Source organism: Nocardioides pyridinolyticus, from assembly GCF_054653575.1.
Map to the genome: position 1 here is coordinate 45581 of NZ_BAAIFY010000006.1, position 19174 is coordinate 64754.

The following is a 19174-nucleotide window of genomic DNA, read 5'->3' on the forward strand; positions in this document are numbered from 1 at the left end:
CTCACCGCGGCTCAGTCCCCGACACCCTCGTCGTCCGCGAACAGACTGCTGCCCCGGACGTCGTCCGCGGTGAGCGTGACCAGGTCCTCCTTGCGCAGCGGACGGTTCAGGCCCACCAGCCGACGGGCCTGGCGCAGGCGGCACCGCTCGATCGCGTTGCGCACGCTGCGCGCGTTGGAGAAGTTCGGCCGCTCCATGCGGCGGGTGAGGTACTCCGAGAAGACCCCGCGTGCCTCGTCGTCGAAGCGGAAGTTCTCCGCCGCGACCATGAGGTCGGCGATCTGGACTAGCTCGGCGTGGTCGTAGTCCTCGAACTCGATGTGGTGGGGGACCCGAGAGCTCAGGCCCGGGTTGGCCGAGAAGAACGTGGCCATCCGGTCCGGGTAGCCGGCGAAGATGACCACGAGGTCGCCGCGCTCGCTCTCCATCTCGGTGAGCAGGATCTCGATGACCTCCTGTCCGTAGTCGCGTTCGTTCTCGAGCCGGAAGAGGTAGTAGGCCTCGTCGATGAAGAGCACCCCGCCCGCCGCCCGGGCGAGCGCCTCCTTGGTCTTGGGCGCGGTGTGGCCGATGAACTGGCCGACCAGGTCGTCGCGCGTGACGACGTGCACCCGCGGCGCCCGGATGTAGCCAAGGGCGTGCAGGATGCTCGCCATCCGCATGGCCACCGTGGTCTTGCCCGTGCCGGGCCCACCGGTGAAGCTCATGTGCAGCGTCGGCTTCGACGAGGTGAGCCCGAACTGCTCCCGGGCACGGTCGACCTGCAGCAAGGAGGCGATCTCTCGGACTCGTTGCTTGACCGACGCCAGGCCGACCAGCTCGGCGTCGAGGGCAGCCAGGGTCTGCTCGACCCTGGCTGCCGCCTCGTCCACCGCGAGGTCGAGCTCCGCGTCGTCCCCGAGGGTCACCGGCACGGTCGGCGGCTCCTCGGGGGGCGTCACCGTCCCCGAGTCGGCCGACGGTCGGGGGAACCCGAATCCCTGGGACGTGCTCATCTCCTCACGCGCCCGCGTACCGAGCTCCCGCCGGCTGGTCGGTGGCGTAGGACCTCAGCGCGTAGCGCTGGGTCCGGTCGGGGCCCTCGACCCGCTCGAGGTGGAAGCCCGGCTCCTGCGCGGGGCGCTGGACCAGGAACGAGAGGGCGGTCGTCTGCTTGCCCAGCCTCGCGTCGTACGCCAGCACTCGGACGTAGCGACCGGGGAAGGCCTTGCGGCACTCGTCGATCTGGGCGAGGACGCCGTCGGGCTCGGCCAGGTCGAACATCGGCAGGCCCCACATCTCCCAGTAGACGTTGCGCGGGTGGGGGTCGTCGGTGTGCTCGACCGAGACCGGCCAGCCGTTGTCGAGGGCGTACTTGACCTGGGCCGCGATCTCGTCGTCGGTGAAGTCGGGCAGGTAGGAGAAGGTGCCGTAGCGCAGCTTCATCAGGTGCTCCTCTCGGTGAGCGGCCCTCAGGCCGACGGTGACGCGGTCGGGACGAAGTCCGGTGCGTCGGTGCTGGTGTAGTCGAAGGTGACGTCGCCCCAGGTGGACAGCGCGGCCTCCAGGGGCTGGCAGGTCCTCGCAGCGCTGCGGAGCACCTCGGGCCCCTCGCGCAACAGGTCCCTGCCCTCGTTGCGGGCCTTGACGATGGCCTCCACCGCAACGCGGTTGGCCTCGGCCCCCGCGGCGATGCCGTACGGGTGGCCGATGGTGCCGCCGCCGAACTGCAGGATGACGTCGTCCTGGAACAGGTCGAGCAGCTGGTGCATCTGCCCGGCGTGGATGCCACCGGACGCCACCGGCATGACACCCGGCATCGACGCCCAGTCCTGGTCGAAGAAGATGCCGTTCTGCGGGTTCATCGCGACCTTGTTCTCGCGCAGGGTGTCGTAGAAGCCGCGGGTGGTGGCCGGGTCGCCCTCGAGCTTCCCGACGACGGTGCCTGCGTGCACGTGGTCGACGCCCATCAGCCGCGCCCACTTCGCGATCACCCGGAAGCTCACGCCGTGCGTCTTCTGCCGCGTGTACGTCGAGTGCCCGGCGCGGTGCAGGTGCAGCAGCACGCCGTTCTGTCGGCACCAGTTCGACATCGACTGGATCGCCGTGTAGCCGATCGTCAGGTCGACCATGAGCACGACGCTGCCGAGCTCCTTGGCGAACTCCGCGCGGCGGTACATCTCCTCCATGGTCCCGGCGGTCACGTTCAGGTAGTGGCCCTTGATCTCGCCGGTCTCGGCCATCGCCTTGTTGACGCCCTCCATGGCGAAGAGGAAGCGGTCGCGCCAGCGCATGAACGGCTGGGAGTTGATGTTCTCGTCGTCCTTGGTGAAGTCGAGACCGCCCTTGCAGGCCTCGTAGACGACGCGGCCGTAGTTGCGCGCGGACAGGCCGAGCTTCGGCTTGGTGGTCGCGCCGAGCAGCGGACGGCCGTACTTGTTGAGCATCTCTCGCTCCATGACGATGCCGTGCGCCGGGCCCTGGAAGGTCTTGGTGTAGGCGACCGGGATCCGCATGTCCTCGAGCCGGAGGGCCTTGAGCGGCTTGAACCCGAAGACGTTGCCGATGATCGACGAGGTGAGGTTGGCGATCGAGCCTTCCTCGAAGAGGTCGATGTCGTAGGCGATGTAGGCGAAGTACTCACCCGGCCGCCCCGGGACCGGGTCGACGCGGTAGGCCTTGGCCTGGTAGTGGGTGTTGGCGGTCAGCCGGTCGGTCCACACCACGGTCCAGGTGGCGGTGGAGGACTCCCCCGCCACGGCCGCCGCGGCCTCGATCGGGTCGACGCCGTCCTGGGGGGCCACCCGGAAGACCGCGAGCACGTCGGTGTCCTTCGGCTCGTAGTCAGGGTTCCAGTAGCCCATCCCGGCGTAGCTCTGCACGCCCGGATCCCAGCGCTCCTTCGTCGGCACGGTGTCTTCGGTGGTGGTCATGGCCCTTCCTCTCGGTCCGCCCTGCGGGCAGCTCCAGCCTGGGCGCGCGATCGATCAACCACAATTGATTCTCTGCTGTGAATCGATAAGGCATCATTGAACTGTGTCACCATCAGCCGACCTGCCGGCCGCCGCGACCTGGGCCCGGCTGCAGACCTTCATGGCGGTCTACGAGACCGGCAGCGTTCGAGCCGCCGCCGAGTCCCTCCACGTGACGCCTCCCGCGGTCTCGGCCGCGGTCTCGGCCCTCGAGTCGGCACTCGGGGCGACGCTCTTCGGCAAGGCGGGGCGGGGCATCGTGCCCACCGACTCCGGCGAGATCTTCGCGGGCTATGTCCGCCAACTGGTGGGGCTGCTGTCCGAGGCGGCCGGGGCGGTGCACGACGCCGATCGAGGCCGGGTCCGGATCGGTGCCGTCTCCACGGCCAGCGAGTACCTCCTGCCCCGACTGATGGCGTCCTTCGTCGCGGAGTACCCGCACGTCGAGCTGTCCTTGTCGGTCCTGCCCCGGGACGAGGTGTTCGCCCTCGCTGCCGACCACGCCGTCGACGTCGTCCTCGCCGGCCGTCCGCCACGGGGATCGGGTCTGGTGACCAGGGCGCGTCGTCCGAACCGGCTGGTCCTCGTGGGCCGGCCCGGCCAGTGGCAGGACCCGCTCACCACCACCTGGCTGCTGACCGCCCTCGGCTCGGGCACGCGGGACACGACGCTGTCCCTGCTCAGCCGGCTCCAGGCCGCACCGCCGCTGCTCACCCTGGGCACGGCCGGCGCGGCGGTCGCGGCCGCGCGCGAGGGCCTGGGGGTCACCTTGGTCCACGAGGAGGCCGCAGGTCCGCACCTGGACAGTGGCGAGCTGGCGACGTACCCGGTCCCCGGGACGCCCCTGGAGCGCCCGTGGCACCTGTGCACCGCCTCGGAGCCCACGGCCGCGACGCGCCTGTTCCTGCGGCACGTGTGTGACCCCGACCGGGTGGGCGATGCGGCATTTCACACCCGCTCTCGCCTGCAGGGGTGAGTCCGACGTGGCCTCCGGGTCACATCCTGCGGGACATGACGACCACGCTACGCAGCGACCGGGCCACCCTCGCTGAGACCGCGCAGCTGATGACCAGCGGGGGCCGCGGCGTCCTCGCCGCCGACGAGTCGATCAGGACCATGTCCGCCCGGCTCGAGGCGGAGGGGATCCCCGCAGGCGACGCCGCGCGCCGCGACTACCGCGAGCTGCTGCTGACCGCCGACGGGCTCTCCGACTTCGTCAGCGGCGTCATCCTCGCTGACGAGACCTTCGGGCAGGAGCTCAGCGACGGACGTCCCTTCCCCGGGGCCTGCCGCGAGCTCGGCCTCCTGGCCGGCATCAAGGTCGACACCGGCACCTCGCCGCTCCCCTGGCAGGGCGGTGCCCTGGTCACCGAGGGCCTCGACGGGCTGGGCGCCCGGCTGGCGTCGTACGCCGAGCGGGGAGCCGCCTTCGCGAAGTGGCGCGCGGTGATCGACGTCGAGGCGATCACCGAGTACGCCGCGCAGGCCAACGCCCAGGCGCTCGCCAGGTACGCCGCGCTCTGCCAGCAGAACGGGATCGTCCCGATCGTGGAGCCGGAGGTGCTCTGCGGCGGCGACCACGACCTGGCCACCTGCGCCCGGGTGTCGAGGCTCGTGCTCTCCTCGGTGTTCGAGGAGCTCGCGCTGGCCGGCGTGGACCCGTCGGGGGTCGTCCTCAAGCCGAGCTTCGTCACGCCCGGCCTGGACGCGCCCGCGGCGTCCGCCCACGACGTGGCCACGGCGACCTTCGAGGTCCTCCTCGACACCGTCCCCGCGACCGTGCCGGGCATCGCGTTCCTGTCCGGGGGCCACCCGACCGCCGATGTCTGCGCCTTCCTCTCCGGGCTCAACGCCCTGGCCGAGCGCCCGTGGAACGTCACCTTCTCCTTCGGGCGGGCCCTGGTCAGTGACGCCCTGCACGCCTGGGCCGGCGACCCGGCCAACGTCACCGCCGCCCAGCAGCGGCTCCTGGACAACTGCCGCGCAGCAGCCGACGCCACCCGATGAGGCGCTGATGACCGACGTCCTCCAACGACCCGACGTCCCGTCGCTCGACACCGACCAGCTGGCGATCGACACGATCCGCTTCCTCGCGGCCGACATGGTCCAGGCCGCCGACTCGGGACACCCGGGCATGCCGATGGGCGCCGCCCCGATGGCCTGGACGCTGTGGAGCCGGCACCTGCGCCACGACCCGGCGGCGCCGGGCTGGGCGGACCGCGACCGCTTCGTGCTCTCGGCGGGCCACGGCTCGGCCCTGCTCTACGGGCTGCTGCACCTGTTCGGCTACGACCTGCCACTGGAGGAGCTGCGCAACTTCCGGCAGTTGGGCTCCCGGACGCCCGGACACCCGGAGTACGGCGAGACGCCGGGCGTCGAGTGCACCACCGGCCCGCTCGGCCAGGGACTGGCGATGGCCGTCGGCATGGCCCTGGCCGAGCGGATGACGCACGCCCGCTACCCCGAGCTCACCGACCACCACACCTACGCGATCGTCGGCGACGGCTGCCTGATGGAGGGCGTCAGCCACGAGGCCGCGTCGTTGGCCGGCCACCTCGGCCTGGGCCGGCTGGTCGTGCTCTGGGACGACAACGACATCACCATCGACGGCGCGGTCGACCGCTCCTGCAGCGACGACCAGCTGGCCCGCTTCGCCGCCTACGGGTGGCACACCGCCGCGGTGGCGGACGGCGCCGACGTCGAGGCGATCGACCGGGCGCTGATCGGGGCCAAGGCCGATCCCCGGCCCAGCTTCATCGCGGTCCGGACGGTGATCGGCCACGGCGCCCCGGGCGTCGAGGGCACCTCGAAGGCACACGGCACGCCCCTGGGCCAGGAGCTGCTGACCCGGACCAAGGAGCTGGCCGGCTGGGAGCACCCGCCCTTCAGCGTGCCGGAGCCGGTGCGCACCGCCTGCGCCCGGCTGGCCGAGGCCGGCGCCCGGGCGCACGCCACGTGGGTGGCCGGCTTCGGCGTGTACGAGGCGGAGCACCCGGAGGCGGCGGCCGAGTTCCGCCGTACCCAGGACCGGGGCCTGCCCGAGGGGCTCGAGACCGCCCTCGACGGCACCACCGGTGACGCGGCACGCCCCACCCGGCAGTCCTCGCAGGCCTGCCTGACCGCCGCCCGCGCGGTCATGCCGGAGCTGGTCGGCGGGTCGGCCGACCTGGCCGGCTCCACCGGCACCGAGTGCGGCGCCCCGGTCACCCGCGACGACTACTCCAGGAGCGCGATCGCGTTCGGGGTCCGGGAGTTCGGCATGGCCGCGGTCCTCAACGGGATGAGCCTGCACGGCGGGTTCCGGGTCTTCGGCAGCACGTTCCTGGTCTTCGCCGACTACCTGCGGCCCGCCCTACGGCTCTCCGCGCTGATGCGCCAGCCCGTCGTCTACGTGTTCACCCACGACTCCATCGCGGTGGGCGAGGACGGCCCCACGCACCAGCCCGTCGGGCACATCGAGTCGCTGCGGGTGATCCCGGGGCTCCAGGTCCTCCGCCCGTCCGACGACGCCGAGACCGCCGTGGCCTGGCGGATGGCGCTCGAACGCACCGCCGGGCCCACCGCGCTGGTCCTCTCCCGCCAGTCGGTGCCGCAGCTGCGTGGCGCGGGGTTCCAGGTCGACGGTCCGGTCGCGGTGGAGATCGTGGCCACCGGCTCGGAGGTGTCGCTGGCCGCGAGCGTCGCCGACGCACTCCGGACGGAGGGGCACGGCGTGCGGGTGGTGTCGCCCCTCGACCGTGGCCGGTACACCCCGGACGCCTCGGCGACGACGGTGAGCATCGAGGCCGGCAGCACCTCCGGCTGGGCCGGCCTCGTGGACGTCGCGATCGGGATCGACGACTTCGGCGCGAGCGGGCCAGGGGGTGAGGTGATGGCCCACCACGGGTTCACCACCGACGCGGTGCTCGCGCGGGTCCGCCGGCACCTCGACCGCGGGCACTGACGTGGGACGCCTGGAGGCCGTCGTGTTCGACGTCGACGGCACGCTCGTGGACAGCGAGCGCGACGGCCACCGGCTCGCGTTCAACGCCGCGTTCGAGGAAGCCGGGCTGACCGACCGCTGGGACGTGCCGACCTACGGTCGGCTGCTCCGGATCACCGGCGGCGCCACGCGGCTCGCGGCCTGGTTCGAGGAGAACGGCACACCGCCCCCGCAGGCCCGCGCTCTCGCGGCCCGGCTGCACCGGCGCAAGACCGAGATCATGCGCCAGCTGGTCGAGGACGGCCACCTGCACGCCCGCCCCGGTGTCGAGCGGCTTCTCGCCGAGCTCGACGCCGGCGGCGTCCAGGTGCACGTGGCCACGACGGGGACCCGAGCCTGGGTCGAGCCGCTGCTCGACCGCGTCTTCGGCCCCCGGTTCGGGACCGTCGTGACGGGCACCGAGGTGACCGATCTCAAGCCGAGCCCGGCGGTGTACCTGCGGGTGCTCGAGCTGGCCGGCTGCTCCCCCGAGCGCACCGTGGCCGTCGAGGACTCGGCCAACGGGGTCCGAGCCGCGGTGGGTGCCGGCCTGCGCTGCGTGGCGGCGTACAACGACTACACCCGGGACGACGACCTGTCGTCGGCGGTGCTGGTCGCCGACGGCTTCACCGACCCCGCGCTGGTGGCGTTGTTCCGCGGGCTGTCGCTCAGAGCGACTTGTGGCGACGCTCCATGAGCCGCCACAGCATCGGGGTGAAGATCAGCTGCATCGCCAGGTCCATCTTGCCGCCGGGGCACACGATGGTGTTGGGGCGCGACATGAACGAGTCGTGCAGCATCGACAGCAGGTACGGGAAGTCGATCCCCGCGGGCCGGGCGAAGCGGATGACGAGCATGGACTCGTCCGGCGACGGGATCGTCCGCGCGATGAACGGGTTCGACGTGTCGACCACGGGCACCCGCTGGAAGTTCACGTGGGTCCGCGAGAACTGCGGGCACATGTAGTGCACGTAGCCACTCATCCGGCGCAGGATCGTCTCCGTCACCGCCTCGGTGGAGTAGCCGCGCTCGGCCTTGTCCCGCTGCAGCTTCTGGATCCACTCCAGGTTGAGCACCGGCACGACGCCGATCAGCAGGTCGGCGTGCTGCGCGACGTCGGCCTTCTCGGTGGCCACGGCGCCGTGCAGGCCCTCGTAGAAGAGCAGGTCCGTGCCCTCGGGGATGTCCTCCCAGGGCGTGAAGGTCCCCGGCTCCTGGGCGTACGGCGCGGCCTCCTCCGCGCTGCGGAGGTACTTCCGCACCCGCCCGGTGCCGGTCTCGCCGTAGGTGCGGAACAGGTCCTCCAGCTCGGCGAAGAGGTTGGACTCCGGTCCGAAGTCGCTGAAGGTGTGGTCCCCGTCGGCGACCGCCTGGGTCATCTCCTCCCTCATCGCCGCCCGGCCGTACCGGCGGAAGCCGTCGCCCTCGACGAAGGCCGCGTCGACGTGCTCCCGGCGGAAGATCTGCTCGAACGTGCGCCTGACCGAGGTGGTGCCGGCGCCCGACGATCCGGTGATGGCGAGGACCGGGTGCTTGGCGGACATCGGGCCTCCTCAGGTGGTCGTGCGGAAGAGGCCACGCAGGCCGTAGAAGGGGTGGGTCTGCTCCCTCGCGTCGTGATCGTCCGCCGGCTCCGCGTGGTAGCGGGCGATCCGCTCCACCTCCTCACGGCTGCCGAAGATGAGGCCGATCCGCTGGTGGAGGTCGGTGGGCCGGACCTCGAGCACGCGCTCGCGCCCGGTGGTCGCGGCGCCGCCGGCCTGCTCGATCAGGAAGGCGACCGGGTTCGCCTCGTAGAGCAGCCGGAGCCGGCCCTCCCTCGTCGGGTCCTTGGTGTCGCGCGGGTAGAGGAAGACGCCGCCACGGGTGAGGATGCGGTGCGTCTCGGCCACCAGCGACGCCACCCAACGCATGGTGAAGTCCTTCCCGCGGGGACCGTTGACGCCCTGGAGGCACTCGTCGACGTAGCGCAGCACGGCCGGCTCCCAGAAGCGGCGGTTGGAGCTGTTGACGGCGTACTCGGCGGTCGACTCCGGCACGGTGATGTCCTGGCGGGTCAGGAAGAACTCGCCGAGCTCGGGGTCGAGCGTGAACGCGTGCACACCGGTGCCGACGGTGAGCACGAGCACGGTCGCGGGACCGTAGACCGCGTAGCCGGCAGCGACCTGCTCCATGCCGGGCTGGAGGAAGTCCTCGGGTCTCGCGTGCTCCCCTGCCACCGGCGCACGCAGGATCGAGAAGATGCTGCCGACCGACACGTTGACGTCGATGTTGGACGACCCGTCCAGCGGGTCGAACGTCAGCAGGTACTTGCCCACGGGGAAGTGCGGCGGGATCCGGTAGGGCTCGTCGAGCTCCTCGGAGGCCATGCCGGCGAGCTGCCCACCCCACTCGTTCATCCGCAGGAAGATGTCATTGGCCACCACGTCGAGCTTCTTCTGCTGCTCCCCCTGCACGTTGACGGCACCCGCGTTCCCGAGGACGCCGGTGAGCGCCCCGGACGCGATGCGCCTGGAGATCGCCTTGCAGGCCAGCGCGACGTCGAGGATCAGCGAGTTGAGCTCGCCACTCGAACCGGGGTGGCGCCGACGCTCCTCGATGAGGAACTGCGTCAGCGTCGAACGGTCGGTCAGCATGGCACTCCCTGGGGTCGTCTGCGTGCCCCGAGCACAGCAGCGACCCGGAGCACGGGGCATCCACCGCGCGGGTGACCGGAGGGGTTGCCCGCCGGCTGTCGTGGTCACCCCCGATGCCACGCGCGCGGGTGATCCGTCGGCCCGGCGCTCTGCCTAGCGTCGTGACCCCGAGCCCAGCCGAGGAAGAGCCCGTGAGCGCGACGACAGAGAGCCGGCACACCCAGCGCCCGACCGACTCCCTCGTCGCCGCCTACGACGGCGTGATCTGCGACCTGGACGGTGTGGTCTACCGCGGGCGGACCGCCGTGCCCGGCGCGGTCGAGACGGTCAACGCCGTCACGGCCGACCAGGTCGGCGTCGTCTTCGCGACCAACAACGCCTCGCGCCCGCCGGAGGAGGTCGCCGCGCACCTGCGCGAGCTGGGGGTCGACGGGCACGGCTGGTCGGTGGTGACCAGCTCCCAGGCCGCGGCGGCGTACCTGGCCCAGCGGCTGCGGACCAGCGCCCCCGTGCTGGCGGTCGGAGGACCAGGCGTCTCGCAGGCCCTCACCGCGGTGGGGCTGGTGCCGGTCCGCATGCCCGCGCTCCCCGAGACCCGCGTCGAGGCTGTGGTCCAGGGGCTGGGGGTCGACGTCACGTGGCGCGAGCTCGCCGAGGTCGGCCACCTCGCCCAGCGCGGGGTGACCTGGGTGGCGACCAACCTCGACCTGTTCCTCCCGACCGCGCGTGGTCCGGCCCCCGGCAACGGGGCGCTGGTGGCAGCAGTACGCACCGCCACGTCCGCGGTGCCGCACGTGGTGGGCAAACCGCGGCCTGATCTCTTCGACCTGGCGCGCGTCGGCCTCGCTACGGCCCGGGAGGCGACCATCGTCTGCGGCGACCGGCTGGACACCGATGTCGCCGGCGCCGTCGCGGCCGGCCTGGACTCGCTGCTGGTCCTGTCCGGCGCGTCTCGCCTGCAGGACCTGGTGTTCGCCACCGGGCGGCAGCGTCCGACGTACGTCGCCGCCGACCTGTCGGGACTGCTGCGACCCGGGCTCCGCCTGGACGCGCCCCCGCCCGACCCGGCCCCGCTCGCCCCGCCCGGCGTGCCCCGGGTCCCGGCCGGCGGCGACCCGAGCGCCAGGCTGCACTCGGTCGTGACTGTCACCTGGGCGGCGCTCGACGACGGTCGCGCCGTCTCCACGGACCCCGGCACCTGGCGCGCGGTCGAGGAGGAGCTCGGTCTCGCCTAATAGAACCTGTTACAGTTTCTCGCCATGGCGACCCCCCTCCCCGTGAGCGCCGACGTGGTCGTGGTCGGCGCCGGCGGCGCCGGCATGACCGCCGCGCTCGCCGCGCAGGCGCGCGGGCTCGAGACGGTGCTGCTGGAGAAGAGCTCCTACTTCGGCGGCTCGACCGCCCGTAGCGGCGGCGGGGTCTGGATCCCCAACAACTACGCACTGAAGGCGGCCGGCCAGGGCGACGACCCAGAGCAGCCCCGGCTCCATCTCGACTCGATCGTGGGCGACGTCGTGCCGAAGGTCCGGCGCGACTGCTCCGGCGAGCCGGCCGCTGCGAGCGTGAGCACGCCGCAGCAGAGCGTCTCCCAGACCGGCAGCGGGAGCGCGCGCCGGCCGGTCTCCCACAGCAGCACCCCGACCTCGGCCAGGCCGAGCCCCTCGCCGCCCCGGTCCTCGGGGACCGGGAGCGCGAGCAGCCCGGCGGCACCCAGCGCGCGCCAGGTCCGGCCGGCGTCGTCGCCCACTCGGTCCAGCACCTCGCGCACGACCGAGCCGACCGCCTCGGTGGTCGCCTCGACCGACTCCGTCACCTGCATCTCCTCGCGCCTGGTCGGGTACCTCTCGTGCGAACCTGTAACTTGTTCTACTGCACGAACGGGACACCCGTCGAGAGCGAGGAGCCTCGCGCGGCGGCGCGACCTCGCGCCGTGGTCCGGTGAGGTCAGCGGTGGGCTAGCCACCCTTTTCGCAGCCGATTCGGTGGCTCACCCACCGCCGGCCCGCGCCAGCACCGCGCGAGGCTCAATCGGACGCGGGCTCCTCGACGACGTAGTCGAGATCGCCGATCGCCAGGACCACCGGCGCCTCGACGTTGGTGGTGCGGCGCACGGTCAGCGTGACCTCGGTGTCGACCAGGCCGGCGAGCTCGCCGGCGTTGGTCTCGACGATCGTGTCGCCGTCGAAGTCGCCGAGCGCCGGCGCGGCCAGGTAGTCGGCGTCACCCAGGTCCAGCACGGTCTCGTCGAGGCTCCAGACCGGCTCCTCCTCGGTGCCGCCCAGCGTCAGCAGGCCGGTGACGGCCTCGACGACGGGCTCCGGCTGCGGCTCGGGCGTCGGGCCGGGCGTCGGGCCGGGCGTCGGGTCGGGGTCCTTCGGCGGGTGCGAGTGCGGGTGCTGGTCCGGCCAGTCGCCGATGCTGCCCTGCTTGCCCGGCTCCTGGGGCTCCTGGGGCTCCTCGGGCGCCGGCTGCGGCTGCGGGTCGCGGGCCGGCTGCGAGACGATGGTGTGCGGCTGCCGTGCGGCCTGGACGACCGACGGCGGGGCCGGGTCGAGATCCGGGAGGGCGTAGTGGCCGGTGCGGTACTCGCGCTCGAGGGCGATCACCTCGGCGGCATACTCGGAGGAGGGGTTGTAGCGCAGCAGCGCGGCCTTCAGCCCGGCGCGCTCGGAGAGGGTGCCGGGCACCGCGCAGAGGAAGACGGCCGCGCCGAGCGCGGCGTCGTCGAGGTCGTCGGCCGAGCGCTCGCCGTCGCCGTCGGCGTCCACGCCGACGGTGGCCCAGGTGGCGGGCAGGAACTGCATCGGGCCGACCGCGCGGTCCCACTTCTCGTCGCCGTCGACGAGACCGGCGTCGGTGTCGGCGACCTCGGCCACCTTGCCCTTGCCGTTGAGGGCCACGCCCCGGATCAGCGGCGTCGAGACGCCGTCCTCCCCGAGCACGGACCTGCCGTGGCGGCCGTGGTCGGACTCGATGCCGCCGACCGCGGCGAGCAAGGTCCAGGTGATGCCGCAGGTCTTGTCCACCTTCGCGGCGACCGAGGCGCCGCGCTGGTAGGCCGCAAGGGCGGCGGCGGGGATGTCGTCGTCGCCGTTCATGGCCGGCAGGAGGGCCCGCTCGATGGCCATCCGGGCGTCCGGTGTCGCCGGGATCCCCGGATCGCCGGCCGCGACGATGCTGTCCGTCGGCGGCGTCGGGAGCCCGGTCCGCGCGGCGGGCTCGGGCGCCTGGCGCGAGTAGAGGCCGAGCACGACCACCGCGGCGGTGACCGACGCGGTCAGGACGAGGCGAACGGGGCGGACATGACGCATGGTCCCGTCAGGGTAACTCGCGGCCTGGAACCGTGGGGCGAAACTCGAGGAATCTCTAGTCTTTCACTCCACTTTTCCGGTCGATTCACCTCGGCAGGCCCAGGATCCGCTCGCCCGCCACGTTGCGGAGGATCTGCGTCGTGCCGCCCGCGATCGACAGGCAGCGGGTGTTGAGGAGCTCCCAGACGTCCGCTCGGACCTGCTCGTCATCGTCGACGAGGATCCGGTCGCCGTGCAGCGACGCCACCAGCTCGGCGCCGTCCTGCCGGGCCCGTACGCCGAGCAGCTTGGCCACGCTGGACTCGGCTCCCGGGGCGTGGCCCCCGAGCGACCGCAGCGTCGACCGCACCGCGAGCAGGCCGCAGACCGTCGACAGCGCGACGGCGTGGCCGACCTGCACCCGCCGGGCGGCCGGGACCTCCCCCGCCCCGAGCACGGCCGCCAGCTCGATCGCGCGCTCCGTGCTGTGGTCGAGCCGGCTCGACCCCATCGCCACGCGCTCGTTGGCCAGCGTGGCCCGGCTCGGAGAAGAGCTGGCACCACACGAGCTCGCCCAGCAGCGAGGGCTTCACGAACCGCTCCCGCTGCTCGTCGGTGCCGTGCTCGAGGATCGTCGGCAGCGCCCAGCCGGCGATGACGAGGTCGGGCCGCGTCACGCCCGCGCGCGCCAGCTCCTGGTCGATGACGATCTGGGTGACGGCGTCGGCACCGAGCCCGTAGGGCGCCGGCCAGTGCGGGGCGAGGTAGCCGGCCTCCACGAGTGCCCTGCGGTGCTCCCCCTCCACGAGCGCGGCGATGCGCGCGACCATCGCGGCGACCGTGGGGCGCACGGCCGCGTCCCGGCCCTCCAGGTCCAGCTCCACCCGGCGGCGTACCCCGGACACGGCGGCGGCGGTCAGCCGCTCGGCCGCGGCGACGTCGGCCGCGAACGCCCACTGCTCGTGAATACCGGAAATCGGGGACGGCGCGACCGACGCGACGTCCCACGCGGCGGCGGTGACGGCCCCGGCGGTCTCCAGCATCTCGGCACAGAGGTGCTTGATCGCCTGGAAGCTGCCGATCTTCCGGCCGAACTGCTCGCGGACCTGCGCGTACTCGACCGCGGTCGCCAGGCACCACCGCGCGACCCCGGCGGCCTCGGCTGCCGCGAAGGTGACGGCGGTACGCCGAACCTGCTCGGTCGTGAGGTCGAGGGCCGGGCCGGCGGACACCTCCCGCACCTCCACGCGGCCGTGGCGGCGGGTCAGGTCGAGCCCGGTGGCGGTCGTGACCTCGACGGCGTCGCGCGGCAGGAGTCGCCACCCGTCGCGTCGACGAGGACGTGCGTGGCCGACGGGGCGTCCCAGAGCACGCCGTCGAGGGCGATCCCCACGACCGCGGCCTCGGGCAGGTCGCCCAGGAGCGCGGCCGCCACCGCCGGGCCGAGCAGCGGGCCGGGCACCAGCTCGTGGGCGCACGCCTCGAGCGCGACGGCCACGTCGAGCGGCGTACCTCCACCGCCGCCGGCGGACTCGGGCAGCCCGATCGCCGGCACCCCCATCTCGGCCAGCGCGCCCCACGCGGAGGCGAACGTCGCGTCGGCGTCCTGCTCCGCGGCGCGCACCAGCTCGCGCCCCCTCATGTCGCCGGCCCACGTGCGCAGGCTCGAGGCCAGCTCGACGTGCTCCCCGGAGATCCCGATGGACATGCGGCTCCTCGACGGCGAGGCAACTAGAACGTGTTACAACACTACTAGAGTCGCGCCGTGACCGACATGCCCGCCGACCTGCTCCAGCACGCGCTCGACGCCAAGGGCTTCATGCCCGAGGACGAGGGCGACCTGCTGCACCGGTACGCGCTGGCTCGCCTCCCCTACGGGCCGGCGCTCGAGGTCGGGACCTACTGCGGCAAGTCCGCGATCTACCTCGGGGCGGCGGCGCGGGAGGTGGGCGGCCCCCAGGCGGTCGTGTTCACCGTCGACCACCATCGCGGCTCGGAGGAGAACCAGGCCGGGTGGGAGCACCACGACCCCACGCTCGTCGACGACGAGTTCGGGCTGATGGACACGCTGCCGGTGTTCCGCAAGACCCTCGCCCGCGCGGGCCTGGAGGACCAGGTGGTCGCCGTGGTCGGGAGGAGCACGACCGTGGCCGCGCACTGGCGCACTCCCCTGTCCCTGCTGTTCATCGACGGCGGCCACGCCGAGGAGCACGCGCAGAACGACTACTCCGGCTGGGCGCACTGGCTGGTGCGCGACGGCCTGCTCGTCATCCACGACGTGTTCCCGAACCCCGAGGACGGCGGACAGCCGCCGTACCACGTGTTCCTGCGCGCGCTCGAGAGCGGCGCCTTCACCGAGGTGGAGGCGCTGGGCTCGATGCGCGTCCTACGACGTACGGCCGGGGACGCCGGAGCCCCCGTTGATCGGCTGGGTGTCGGCTGAGGGGCAGCCGCACTCGAGCGCGAACTCGGTGAAGTGCGGCGCCAGCGAGGTGCCGCGCATGATCCCGGAGCCGGCCGTGCCGTGGCCGGCGACCTCGCCGAGCGCGTCGACCGCGAGGATCACGGCCGCGGCGGTGTACGTCGTGTGCTCGTCGGGCCAGTTGACGTTGCGCGGCTCCCCCGACTCGGGGTCGATGTCCGCGTCGCCGTAGACCCAGCCGGTCCAGTAGCGGCCGTCGTCCTCGCGCAGGTGCTGCATGTCCGCGAGCAGCGTCAGCGCGCGCCGGTGGTCACCCAGGGTGTCGAGCGCCATCGCCAGCTCACAGGTCTCGGCGCCGGTGACCCACGGGTTCGTGGACACGCAGAGGATGCCGAGGCCGGGCCGGACGAAGTCGTCCCAGCGGCTGTCCAGCAGCTCGAACGCCTCGCGGCCACGCACCGCACCGCCCAGGACCGGGTAGTACCAGTCCATCGAGTGCACGGACTTGTCGGCGAACCGGTCGCGGTGCTCGCGCACGGCGTGGCCGAGCCGGCCGCCGGCGAGCTCCCACTCGGGCTGCGGGTCGTCGAGCAGGTCGGCGAGCGCGACGCCGGCGCGCAGCGACTGGTAGATGCTGGAGTTGCCGGTCAGCAGGCAGTAGTCCTCGGTCGGCGTGTAGTTGATGCCGCCCCACGACACCTGCTGCGCGACGACCCAGTCCAGCGCAGCCCGCACGACCGGCCAGTACGTCTGCACGAACCCGAGATCGCGGCGCACCAGCCAGTGGTGCCAGACGCCGACCGCGAGATAGGCGGTCATGTTCACGTCACCGCGGTCGTCGTCGGCCACGCCGCCCACGATCCTCATCGGGAACGAGCCGTCGGCGTGCTGCATCGTCGGCACCCAGGCGTAGGCGCGCTCGGCCGCCTCGACCTGGCCGCCGACCAGCATCGCCATGGCGGCCTCGACGTGGTTCCAGATGTCGACGTGCTCGCCGGTCGTCCACGGCACCGCGCCGCACGGCTCCTGCATCGCCGCGATCGCCGCCGCGCTGTCGGCGACCTGCTCGGCCGACAGGACGCCGTCGACATAGGGGATGCTCACGCGGCGTCTGGCTTGCGGAAGTACAGCACCATGCTCTTGCCGATCAGCGGGTCGAGCACCTTGCCGGCGTACTGGAGCACCTTGGGCTGCTTCATGATCTCCCAGACCAGCAGCCGGTGGTACGCCTTCGCGGCCGGGTGGTCGTCGTTGGTCACGCCCACGGCGCACTTGATCCACCAGTACGGCGCGTGCAGCCCGTGCGCGTAGTCCTTGCCCTCGAAGACCATCGCGTCGCCCGGCCTGCCGTCGTTGAAGCGGCCGGCCTTGGTGACCTTGTCGACCAGCTCGTGGTCGGTGTAGATCCGGATGTGGCCGCCCTCCGCGTTGTGGTAGTCGTCGGAGAGCTTCCAGTTGATGACCTCGGGCAGCCACCGCGGCACCGAGAGCGCCAGCGTGCCGCCCGGGCGCAGGACGCGCACCAGCTCGGTGATCGCCCGCACGTCGTCGTGGATGTGCTCGAGCACCTCGGCCGCGACGATCCGGTCGAACTCCCCGTCGGCGAACGGCAGCTCGAGGGCGTCGCCCTGCTTGATGTCGGCGTTCGCGCCCTCCGGCACCTCGCCGTTCTCCTTCATCGCACCGAAGATCTCCAGCACGCCGGCCAACTCGTCGGCGTCCATGTCGAACGCGACCACGTCGGCCCCGCGGCGGTACATCTCGAAGGCGTGCCGGCCACCGCCGGCGCCCATGTCGAGCACGCGCTCGCCGGGCAGCAGGCCGAGTCGGTCGAAGTCAACGGTCAGCACGCCGGTTCTCCTTGTGGTACTCGTCGATGACTTCCTCGTACGCCGCCGCGACCTTCTGCGCCACGGCCCGCCAGCTGAACAGCTCCTCGACGCGCCGGCGGCCGGCGGCGCCGTACCGCTCCCGGCGCTCGGGGTCGTCGAGCAGGGCCGCGAGGGCGAGCTCGAGCTCACCGACGTCGCCCGGCGTGACCAGGTCCGCGCAGAGCCCGTCGGGGCCGACGACCTCGGGAATCGCGCCGGCGTCGGAGGCGACCAGCGGGGTGCCGCAGGCCATCAGCTCGGCGGTCGGCAGCGAGAAGCCCTCGTAGAGCGAGGGCACGCAGGCGACCTCCGCGGAGCCCATCAGCTCGACCAGTTCGGCGTCGCTGATGCCGTGCACGAAGTGGACGGAGTCCTGGATCGAGAGCTTCTCGATCAGCTTCTCGGTGCGTCCGCCCTCCTTGGGCTTGGTCACCAGGAACAGCTCGACCTCACGCTCGGTGCGCAGCTTGGCGAACGCCTCCAGCAGCGTGGCGATGCCCTTCATCGGGGCGTCCGCGCTGGCCATGGCCATGATCCGGCCGGGCACCCGCGGCTTGGTCGGCGGCACGAAGACGTCGTCCACGCCGAGCAGGATCACCTGCATCTTCGCGGGGTCGACGCCGAAGTCGCGGGCGATGTCGCGCTTGGAGGTCTCCGAGGGCGTGAGGATCTTGCGCATCCGGCGGGCGACCCGCACCTGCATCCGCACGAAGCCGTACCACCGCATCAGCGTGAGCTTGCGCCACGGGTTCCTCGTGGCCGAGATGTCGATGCGGCGGTCGTAGCTGATCGGGTGGTGCAGCGTCGTGATCAGCGGGAGGCCGAGCTTCTCGATCTCGAGCATGCCGTAGCCGAGGACCTGGTTGTCATGGACGATGTCGAAGTCGTCGACGCGGTCCTTCAGGGCGCGGACGGCGCGCAGGCTGAACGTCTTGGGCTCGGGGAAGCCCGCCGCGCACATCGTGGCGAACTCCTCGACGTCGATGCGGTCGCGGAACTCCGCGAGCTTCGGCACGCGGAACGGGTCCGGCTCGCGGTAGAGGTCCAGGCTCGGCAGCTTGGTGAGCTCCACCCCGGGATCCAGGTCGGGGTACGGCTGGCCCGAGAACACCTCGACCCGGTGGCCGAGGTTGGCGAGCTCGCGGCTCAGGTGCCGGATGTAGATCCCCTGCCCACCGCAGTGAGGCTTGCTCCGGTAGGACAGCAGCGCTACCCGCATCCGCACCCTCTCTCGTCAAACTGGAACGTGTTCCTACTTTAGACCACGAATTGCTAGCCTAGTCGCCACGATCAACGTCGAAATCGGCGGACTCGCGCGGGTTCTCTAGACTCAGCGGACCAACGCCGTCTCGACCGAACAGTCACTCGAACACTGGATAGGGGTCCGTGTGAGCAGCGCCAACTCGCTGACCGTGGAAGATCTCGGGTCAGCCGCGCAGCGCGACCGTCGCAAGCGCATCCTGGACGCCACGATCCAGCTGGCGTCGCAGGGTGGCTTCGACGCCGTCCAGATGCGCGCGGTGGCCGAGCGGGCCGACGTCGCCCTCGGCACGCTCTACCGGTACTTCCCCTCGAAGATCCACCTGCTCGTGTCCGCGCTCCAGCGCGAGTTCGAGCGCACCGAGACAGCGCTCCGCGACCGGCCGATCGAGGGCGACACCACCGCCGAGCGCGTGATCCACGTGCTCAAGCGGACCACCCGCGGGATGCAGAGCGACCCGCAGCTCACCGAGGCGCTCACCCGCGCGTTCATGTTCGCCGACTCCTCCGTCGCCGCCGAGATCCACCAGGTCGGCATGCTGCTGACCTCGATGCTCACCAAGGCGATGTACCCCCAGGGCCACGACGAGGTCACCGAGGAGGACGTCCAGATCGCCCGCGTCATCGGCGACGTCTGGCTCTCCGCCCTCGTCGGCTGGGTCACCGGCCGCTCCACCGCCGTCGAGACCGGTCAGCAGATCGAGGTCGCGGTCAAGCTGCTCCTGCGCGACTGACGATCCCCGGTCAGCCCGGTCAGCCCGGTCAGCCCGGTCAGCCCGGTCA

At 72.2% G+C, this 19174-nt stretch carries 19 protein-coding genes and 2 pseudogenes; 8 read left to right on the plus strand and 13 right to left on the minus strand.

The features are described from left to right. Positions 1-11: 11 nt before the first annotated feature. Genes ACYQ0U_RS07270 through ACYQ0U_RS07280 form a run of 3 tightly spaced genes read right to left on the minus strand, consistent with a single transcriptional unit; the run spans position 12 to position 2912 of the window. Positions 12-995 carry an AAA family ATPase gene (locus tag ACYQ0U_RS07270; protein ID WP_459971079.1) on the minus strand — a complete coding sequence of 328 codons (984 nt, stop codon included), beginning with the start codon at positions 993-995 and terminating at the stop codon, positions 12-14. Between the two features lie 4 nt (positions 996-999). After that, positions 1000-1425, minus strand: coding sequence for a ribulose bisphosphate carboxylase small subunit (locus ACYQ0U_RS07275; protein WP_459971081.1), 426 nt, complete (start codon positions 1423-1425; stop codon positions 1000-1002). A gap of 26 nt (positions 1426-1451) precedes the next feature. Continuing rightward, positions 1452-2912 (minus strand): form I ribulose bisphosphate carboxylase large subunit, encoded by a 1461-nt coding sequence (locus tag ACYQ0U_RS07280; RefSeq protein ID WP_459971083.1) that lies wholly within the window; start codon positions 2910-2912, stop codon positions 1452-1454. 103 nt (positions 2913-3015) lie between these two features. Here ACYQ0U_RS07280 and ACYQ0U_RS07285 point away from each other — a divergent pair, with 103 nt between their 5' ends. Genes ACYQ0U_RS07285 through ACYQ0U_RS07300 form a run of 4 tightly spaced genes read left to right on the plus strand, consistent with a single transcriptional unit; the run spans position 3016 to position 7609 of the window. Further along, entirely contained in the window at positions 3016-3927 is a 912-nt protein-coding gene (locus ACYQ0U_RS07285; RefSeq protein WP_459971085.1) for a LysR family transcriptional regulator, read from the plus strand. 35 nt (positions 3928-3962) lie between these two features. Next, positions 3963-4958 (plus strand): class I fructose-bisphosphate aldolase, encoded by a 996-nt coding sequence (locus ACYQ0U_RS07290; protein WP_459971087.1) that lies wholly within the window; start codon positions 3963-3965, stop codon positions 4956-4958. Positions 4959-4965: 7 nt separating this feature from the next. After that, complete coding sequence (tkt, locus tag ACYQ0U_RS07295) at positions 4966-6894, plus strand: transketolase (protein WP_459971090.1); 1929 nt, start codon at positions 4966-4968, stop codon at positions 6892-6894. 1 nt (position 6895) lies between these two features. Then, complete coding sequence (locus ACYQ0U_RS07300) at positions 6896-7609, plus strand: HAD-IA family hydrolase (protein WP_459971092.1); 714 nt, start codon at positions 6896-6898, stop codon at positions 7607-7609. On the opposite strand, the gene ACYQ0U_RS07305 is transcribed toward ACYQ0U_RS07300, so the two are convergent. Next, the gene (locus tag ACYQ0U_RS07305) at positions 7581-8456 is read right to left on the minus strand and encodes a phosphoribulokinase (RefSeq protein WP_459971094.1); all 876 of its coding nucleotides are present in this window, start codon (positions 8454-8456) and stop codon (positions 7581-7583) included. The two genes, ACYQ0U_RS07300 and ACYQ0U_RS07305, sit on opposite strands and share 29 nt — an antisense overlap. A gap of 9 nt (positions 8457-8465) precedes the next feature. Continuing rightward, positions 8466-9548: a class 1 fructose-bisphosphatase gene (locus ACYQ0U_RS07310; RefSeq protein WP_459971096.1), complete on the minus strand. Its 1083-nt coding sequence runs from the start codon at positions 9546-9548 to the stop codon at positions 8466-8468. A gap of 191 nt (positions 9549-9739) precedes the next feature. On the opposite strand from ACYQ0U_RS07310, the gene ACYQ0U_RS07315 reads away from it, so the two are divergent. After that, entirely contained in the window at positions 9740-10783 is a 1044-nt protein-coding gene (locus tag ACYQ0U_RS07315; RefSeq protein WP_459971098.1) for an HAD-IIA family hydrolase, read from the plus strand. A gap of 84 nt (positions 10784-10867) precedes the next feature. Further along, positions 10868-10975 (plus strand): annotated as a pseudogene (locus ACYQ0U_RS07320) (FAD-binding protein); the annotation flags it as partial. An 8-nt stretch (positions 10976-10983) separates the two neighbouring features. Here the strand turns inward: ACYQ0U_RS07320 and ACYQ0U_RS07325 are convergent. The 5 genes and pseudogenes from ACYQ0U_RS07325 to ACYQ0U_RS07345 all read right to left on the minus strand — a co-directional run bounded on the left by ACYQ0U_RS07325 (position 10984) and on the right by ACYQ0U_RS07345 (position 14546). Further along, the gene (locus ACYQ0U_RS07325) at positions 10984-11361 is read right to left on the minus strand and encodes an acyl-CoA dehydrogenase family protein (RefSeq protein ID WP_459971100.1); all 378 of its coding nucleotides are present in this window, start codon (positions 11359-11361) and stop codon (positions 10984-10986) included. A 211-nt stretch (positions 11362-11572) separates the two neighbouring features. Next, complete coding sequence (locus ACYQ0U_RS07330) at positions 11573-12859, minus strand: lytic transglycosylase domain-containing protein (protein ID WP_459971102.1); 1287 nt, start codon at positions 12857-12859, stop codon at positions 11573-11575. An 85-nt stretch (positions 12860-12944) separates the two neighbouring features. Next, the gene (locus ACYQ0U_RS07335) at positions 12945-13349 is read right to left on the minus strand and encodes an acyl-CoA dehydrogenase family protein (RefSeq protein ID WP_459971104.1); all 405 of its coding nucleotides are present in this window, start codon (positions 13347-13349) and stop codon (positions 12945-12947) included. Positions 13350-13470: 121 nt separating this feature from the next. Beyond that, positions 13471-14085: pseudogene (locus tag ACYQ0U_RS07340) on the minus strand (acyl-CoA dehydrogenase family protein); the annotation flags it as partial. Between the two features lie 17 nt (positions 14086-14102). Beyond that, entirely contained in the window at positions 14103-14546 is a 444-nt protein-coding gene (locus ACYQ0U_RS07345; RefSeq protein ID WP_459971106.1) for an acyl-CoA dehydrogenase family protein, read from the minus strand. A gap of 66 nt (positions 14547-14612) precedes the next feature. Here ACYQ0U_RS07345 and ACYQ0U_RS07350 point away from each other — a divergent pair, with 66 nt between their 5' ends. Continuing rightward, complete coding sequence (locus ACYQ0U_RS07350) at positions 14613-15281, plus strand: class I SAM-dependent methyltransferase (protein WP_459971408.1); 669 nt, start codon at positions 14613-14615, stop codon at positions 15279-15281. Here the strand turns inward: ACYQ0U_RS07350 and ACYQ0U_RS07355 are convergent. Genes ACYQ0U_RS07355 through ACYQ0U_RS07365 form a run of 3 tightly spaced genes read right to left on the minus strand, consistent with a single transcriptional unit; the run spans position 15225 to position 18350 of the window. Continuing rightward, positions 15225-16364: a prenyltransferase/squalene oxidase repeat-containing protein gene (locus ACYQ0U_RS07355; protein ID WP_459971108.1), complete on the minus strand. Its 1140-nt coding sequence runs from the start codon at positions 16362-16364 to the stop codon at positions 15225-15227. The two genes, ACYQ0U_RS07350 and ACYQ0U_RS07355, sit on opposite strands and share 57 nt — an antisense overlap. Next, positions 16361-17110 carry a class I SAM-dependent methyltransferase gene (locus ACYQ0U_RS07360; protein WP_459971110.1) on the minus strand — a complete coding sequence of 250 codons (750 nt, stop codon included), beginning with the start codon at positions 17108-17110 and terminating at the stop codon, positions 16361-16363. Before ACYQ0U_RS07360 ends, ACYQ0U_RS07355 begins: the two co-directional genes overlap by 4 nt. Continuing rightward, positions 17097-18350 carry a glycosyltransferase family 4 protein gene (locus ACYQ0U_RS07365; protein WP_459971112.1) on the minus strand — a complete coding sequence of 418 codons (1254 nt, stop codon included), beginning with the start codon at positions 18348-18350 and terminating at the stop codon, positions 17097-17099. Before ACYQ0U_RS07365 ends, ACYQ0U_RS07360 begins: the two co-directional genes overlap by 14 nt. 169 nt (positions 18351-18519) lie before the next feature. Here ACYQ0U_RS07365 and ACYQ0U_RS07370 point away from each other — a divergent pair, with 169 nt between their 5' ends. Then, on the plus strand, positions 18520-19125 hold the full coding sequence (locus tag ACYQ0U_RS07370; RefSeq protein ID WP_459971114.1) for a TetR family transcriptional regulator: 606 nt from the start codon (positions 18520-18522) through the stop codon (positions 19123-19125). Positions 19126-19174 lie beyond the last annotated feature (49 nt).

Coding starts and splice junctions, on each gene's coding strand:
- ACYQ0U_RS07270 (WP_459971079.1), bottom strand. CDS start 995: ATGAGCACGTCCCAGGGATTCGGGTTCCCCCGACCGTCGGCCGACTCG.
- ACYQ0U_RS07275 (WP_459971081.1), bottom strand. CDS start 1,425: ATGAAGCTGCGCTACGGCACCTTCTCCTACCTGCCCGACTTCACCGAC.
- ACYQ0U_RS07280 (WP_459971083.1), bottom strand. CDS start 2,912: ATGACCACCACCGAAGACACCGTGCCGACGAAGGAGCGCTGGGATCCG.
- ACYQ0U_RS07290 (WP_459971087.1), top strand. CDS start 3,963: ATGACGACCACGCTACGCAGCGACCGGGCCACCCTCGCTGAGACCGCG.
- tkt (WP_459971090.1), top strand. CDS start 4,966: ATGACCGACGTCCTCCAACGACCCGACGTCCCGTCGCTCGACACCGAC.
- ACYQ0U_RS07305 (WP_459971094.1), bottom strand. CDS start 8,456: ATGTCCGCCAAGCACCCGGTCCTCGCCATCACCGGATCGTCGGGCGCC.
- ACYQ0U_RS07310 (WP_459971096.1), bottom strand. CDS start 9,548: ATGCTGACCGACCGTTCGACGCTGACGCAGTTCCTCATCGAGGAGCGT.
- ACYQ0U_RS07330 (WP_459971102.1), bottom strand. CDS start 12,859: ATGCGTCATGTCCGCCCCGTTCGCCTCGTCCTGACCGCGTCGGTCACC.
- ACYQ0U_RS07335 (WP_459971104.1), bottom strand. CDS start 13,349: ATGGGGTCGAGCCGGCTCGACCACAGCACGGAGCGCGCGATCGAGCTG.
- ACYQ0U_RS07345 (WP_459971106.1), bottom strand. CDS start 14,546: ATGTCCATCGGGATCTCCGGGGAGCACGTCGAGCTGGCCTCGAGCCTG.
- ACYQ0U_RS07350 (WP_459971408.1), top strand. CDS start 14,613: ATGCCCGCCGACCTGCTCCAGCACGCGCTCGACGCCAAGGGCTTCATG.
- ACYQ0U_RS07365 (WP_459971112.1), bottom strand. CDS start 18,350: ATGCGGGTAGCGCTGCTGTCCTACCGGAGCAAGCCTCACTGCGGTGGG.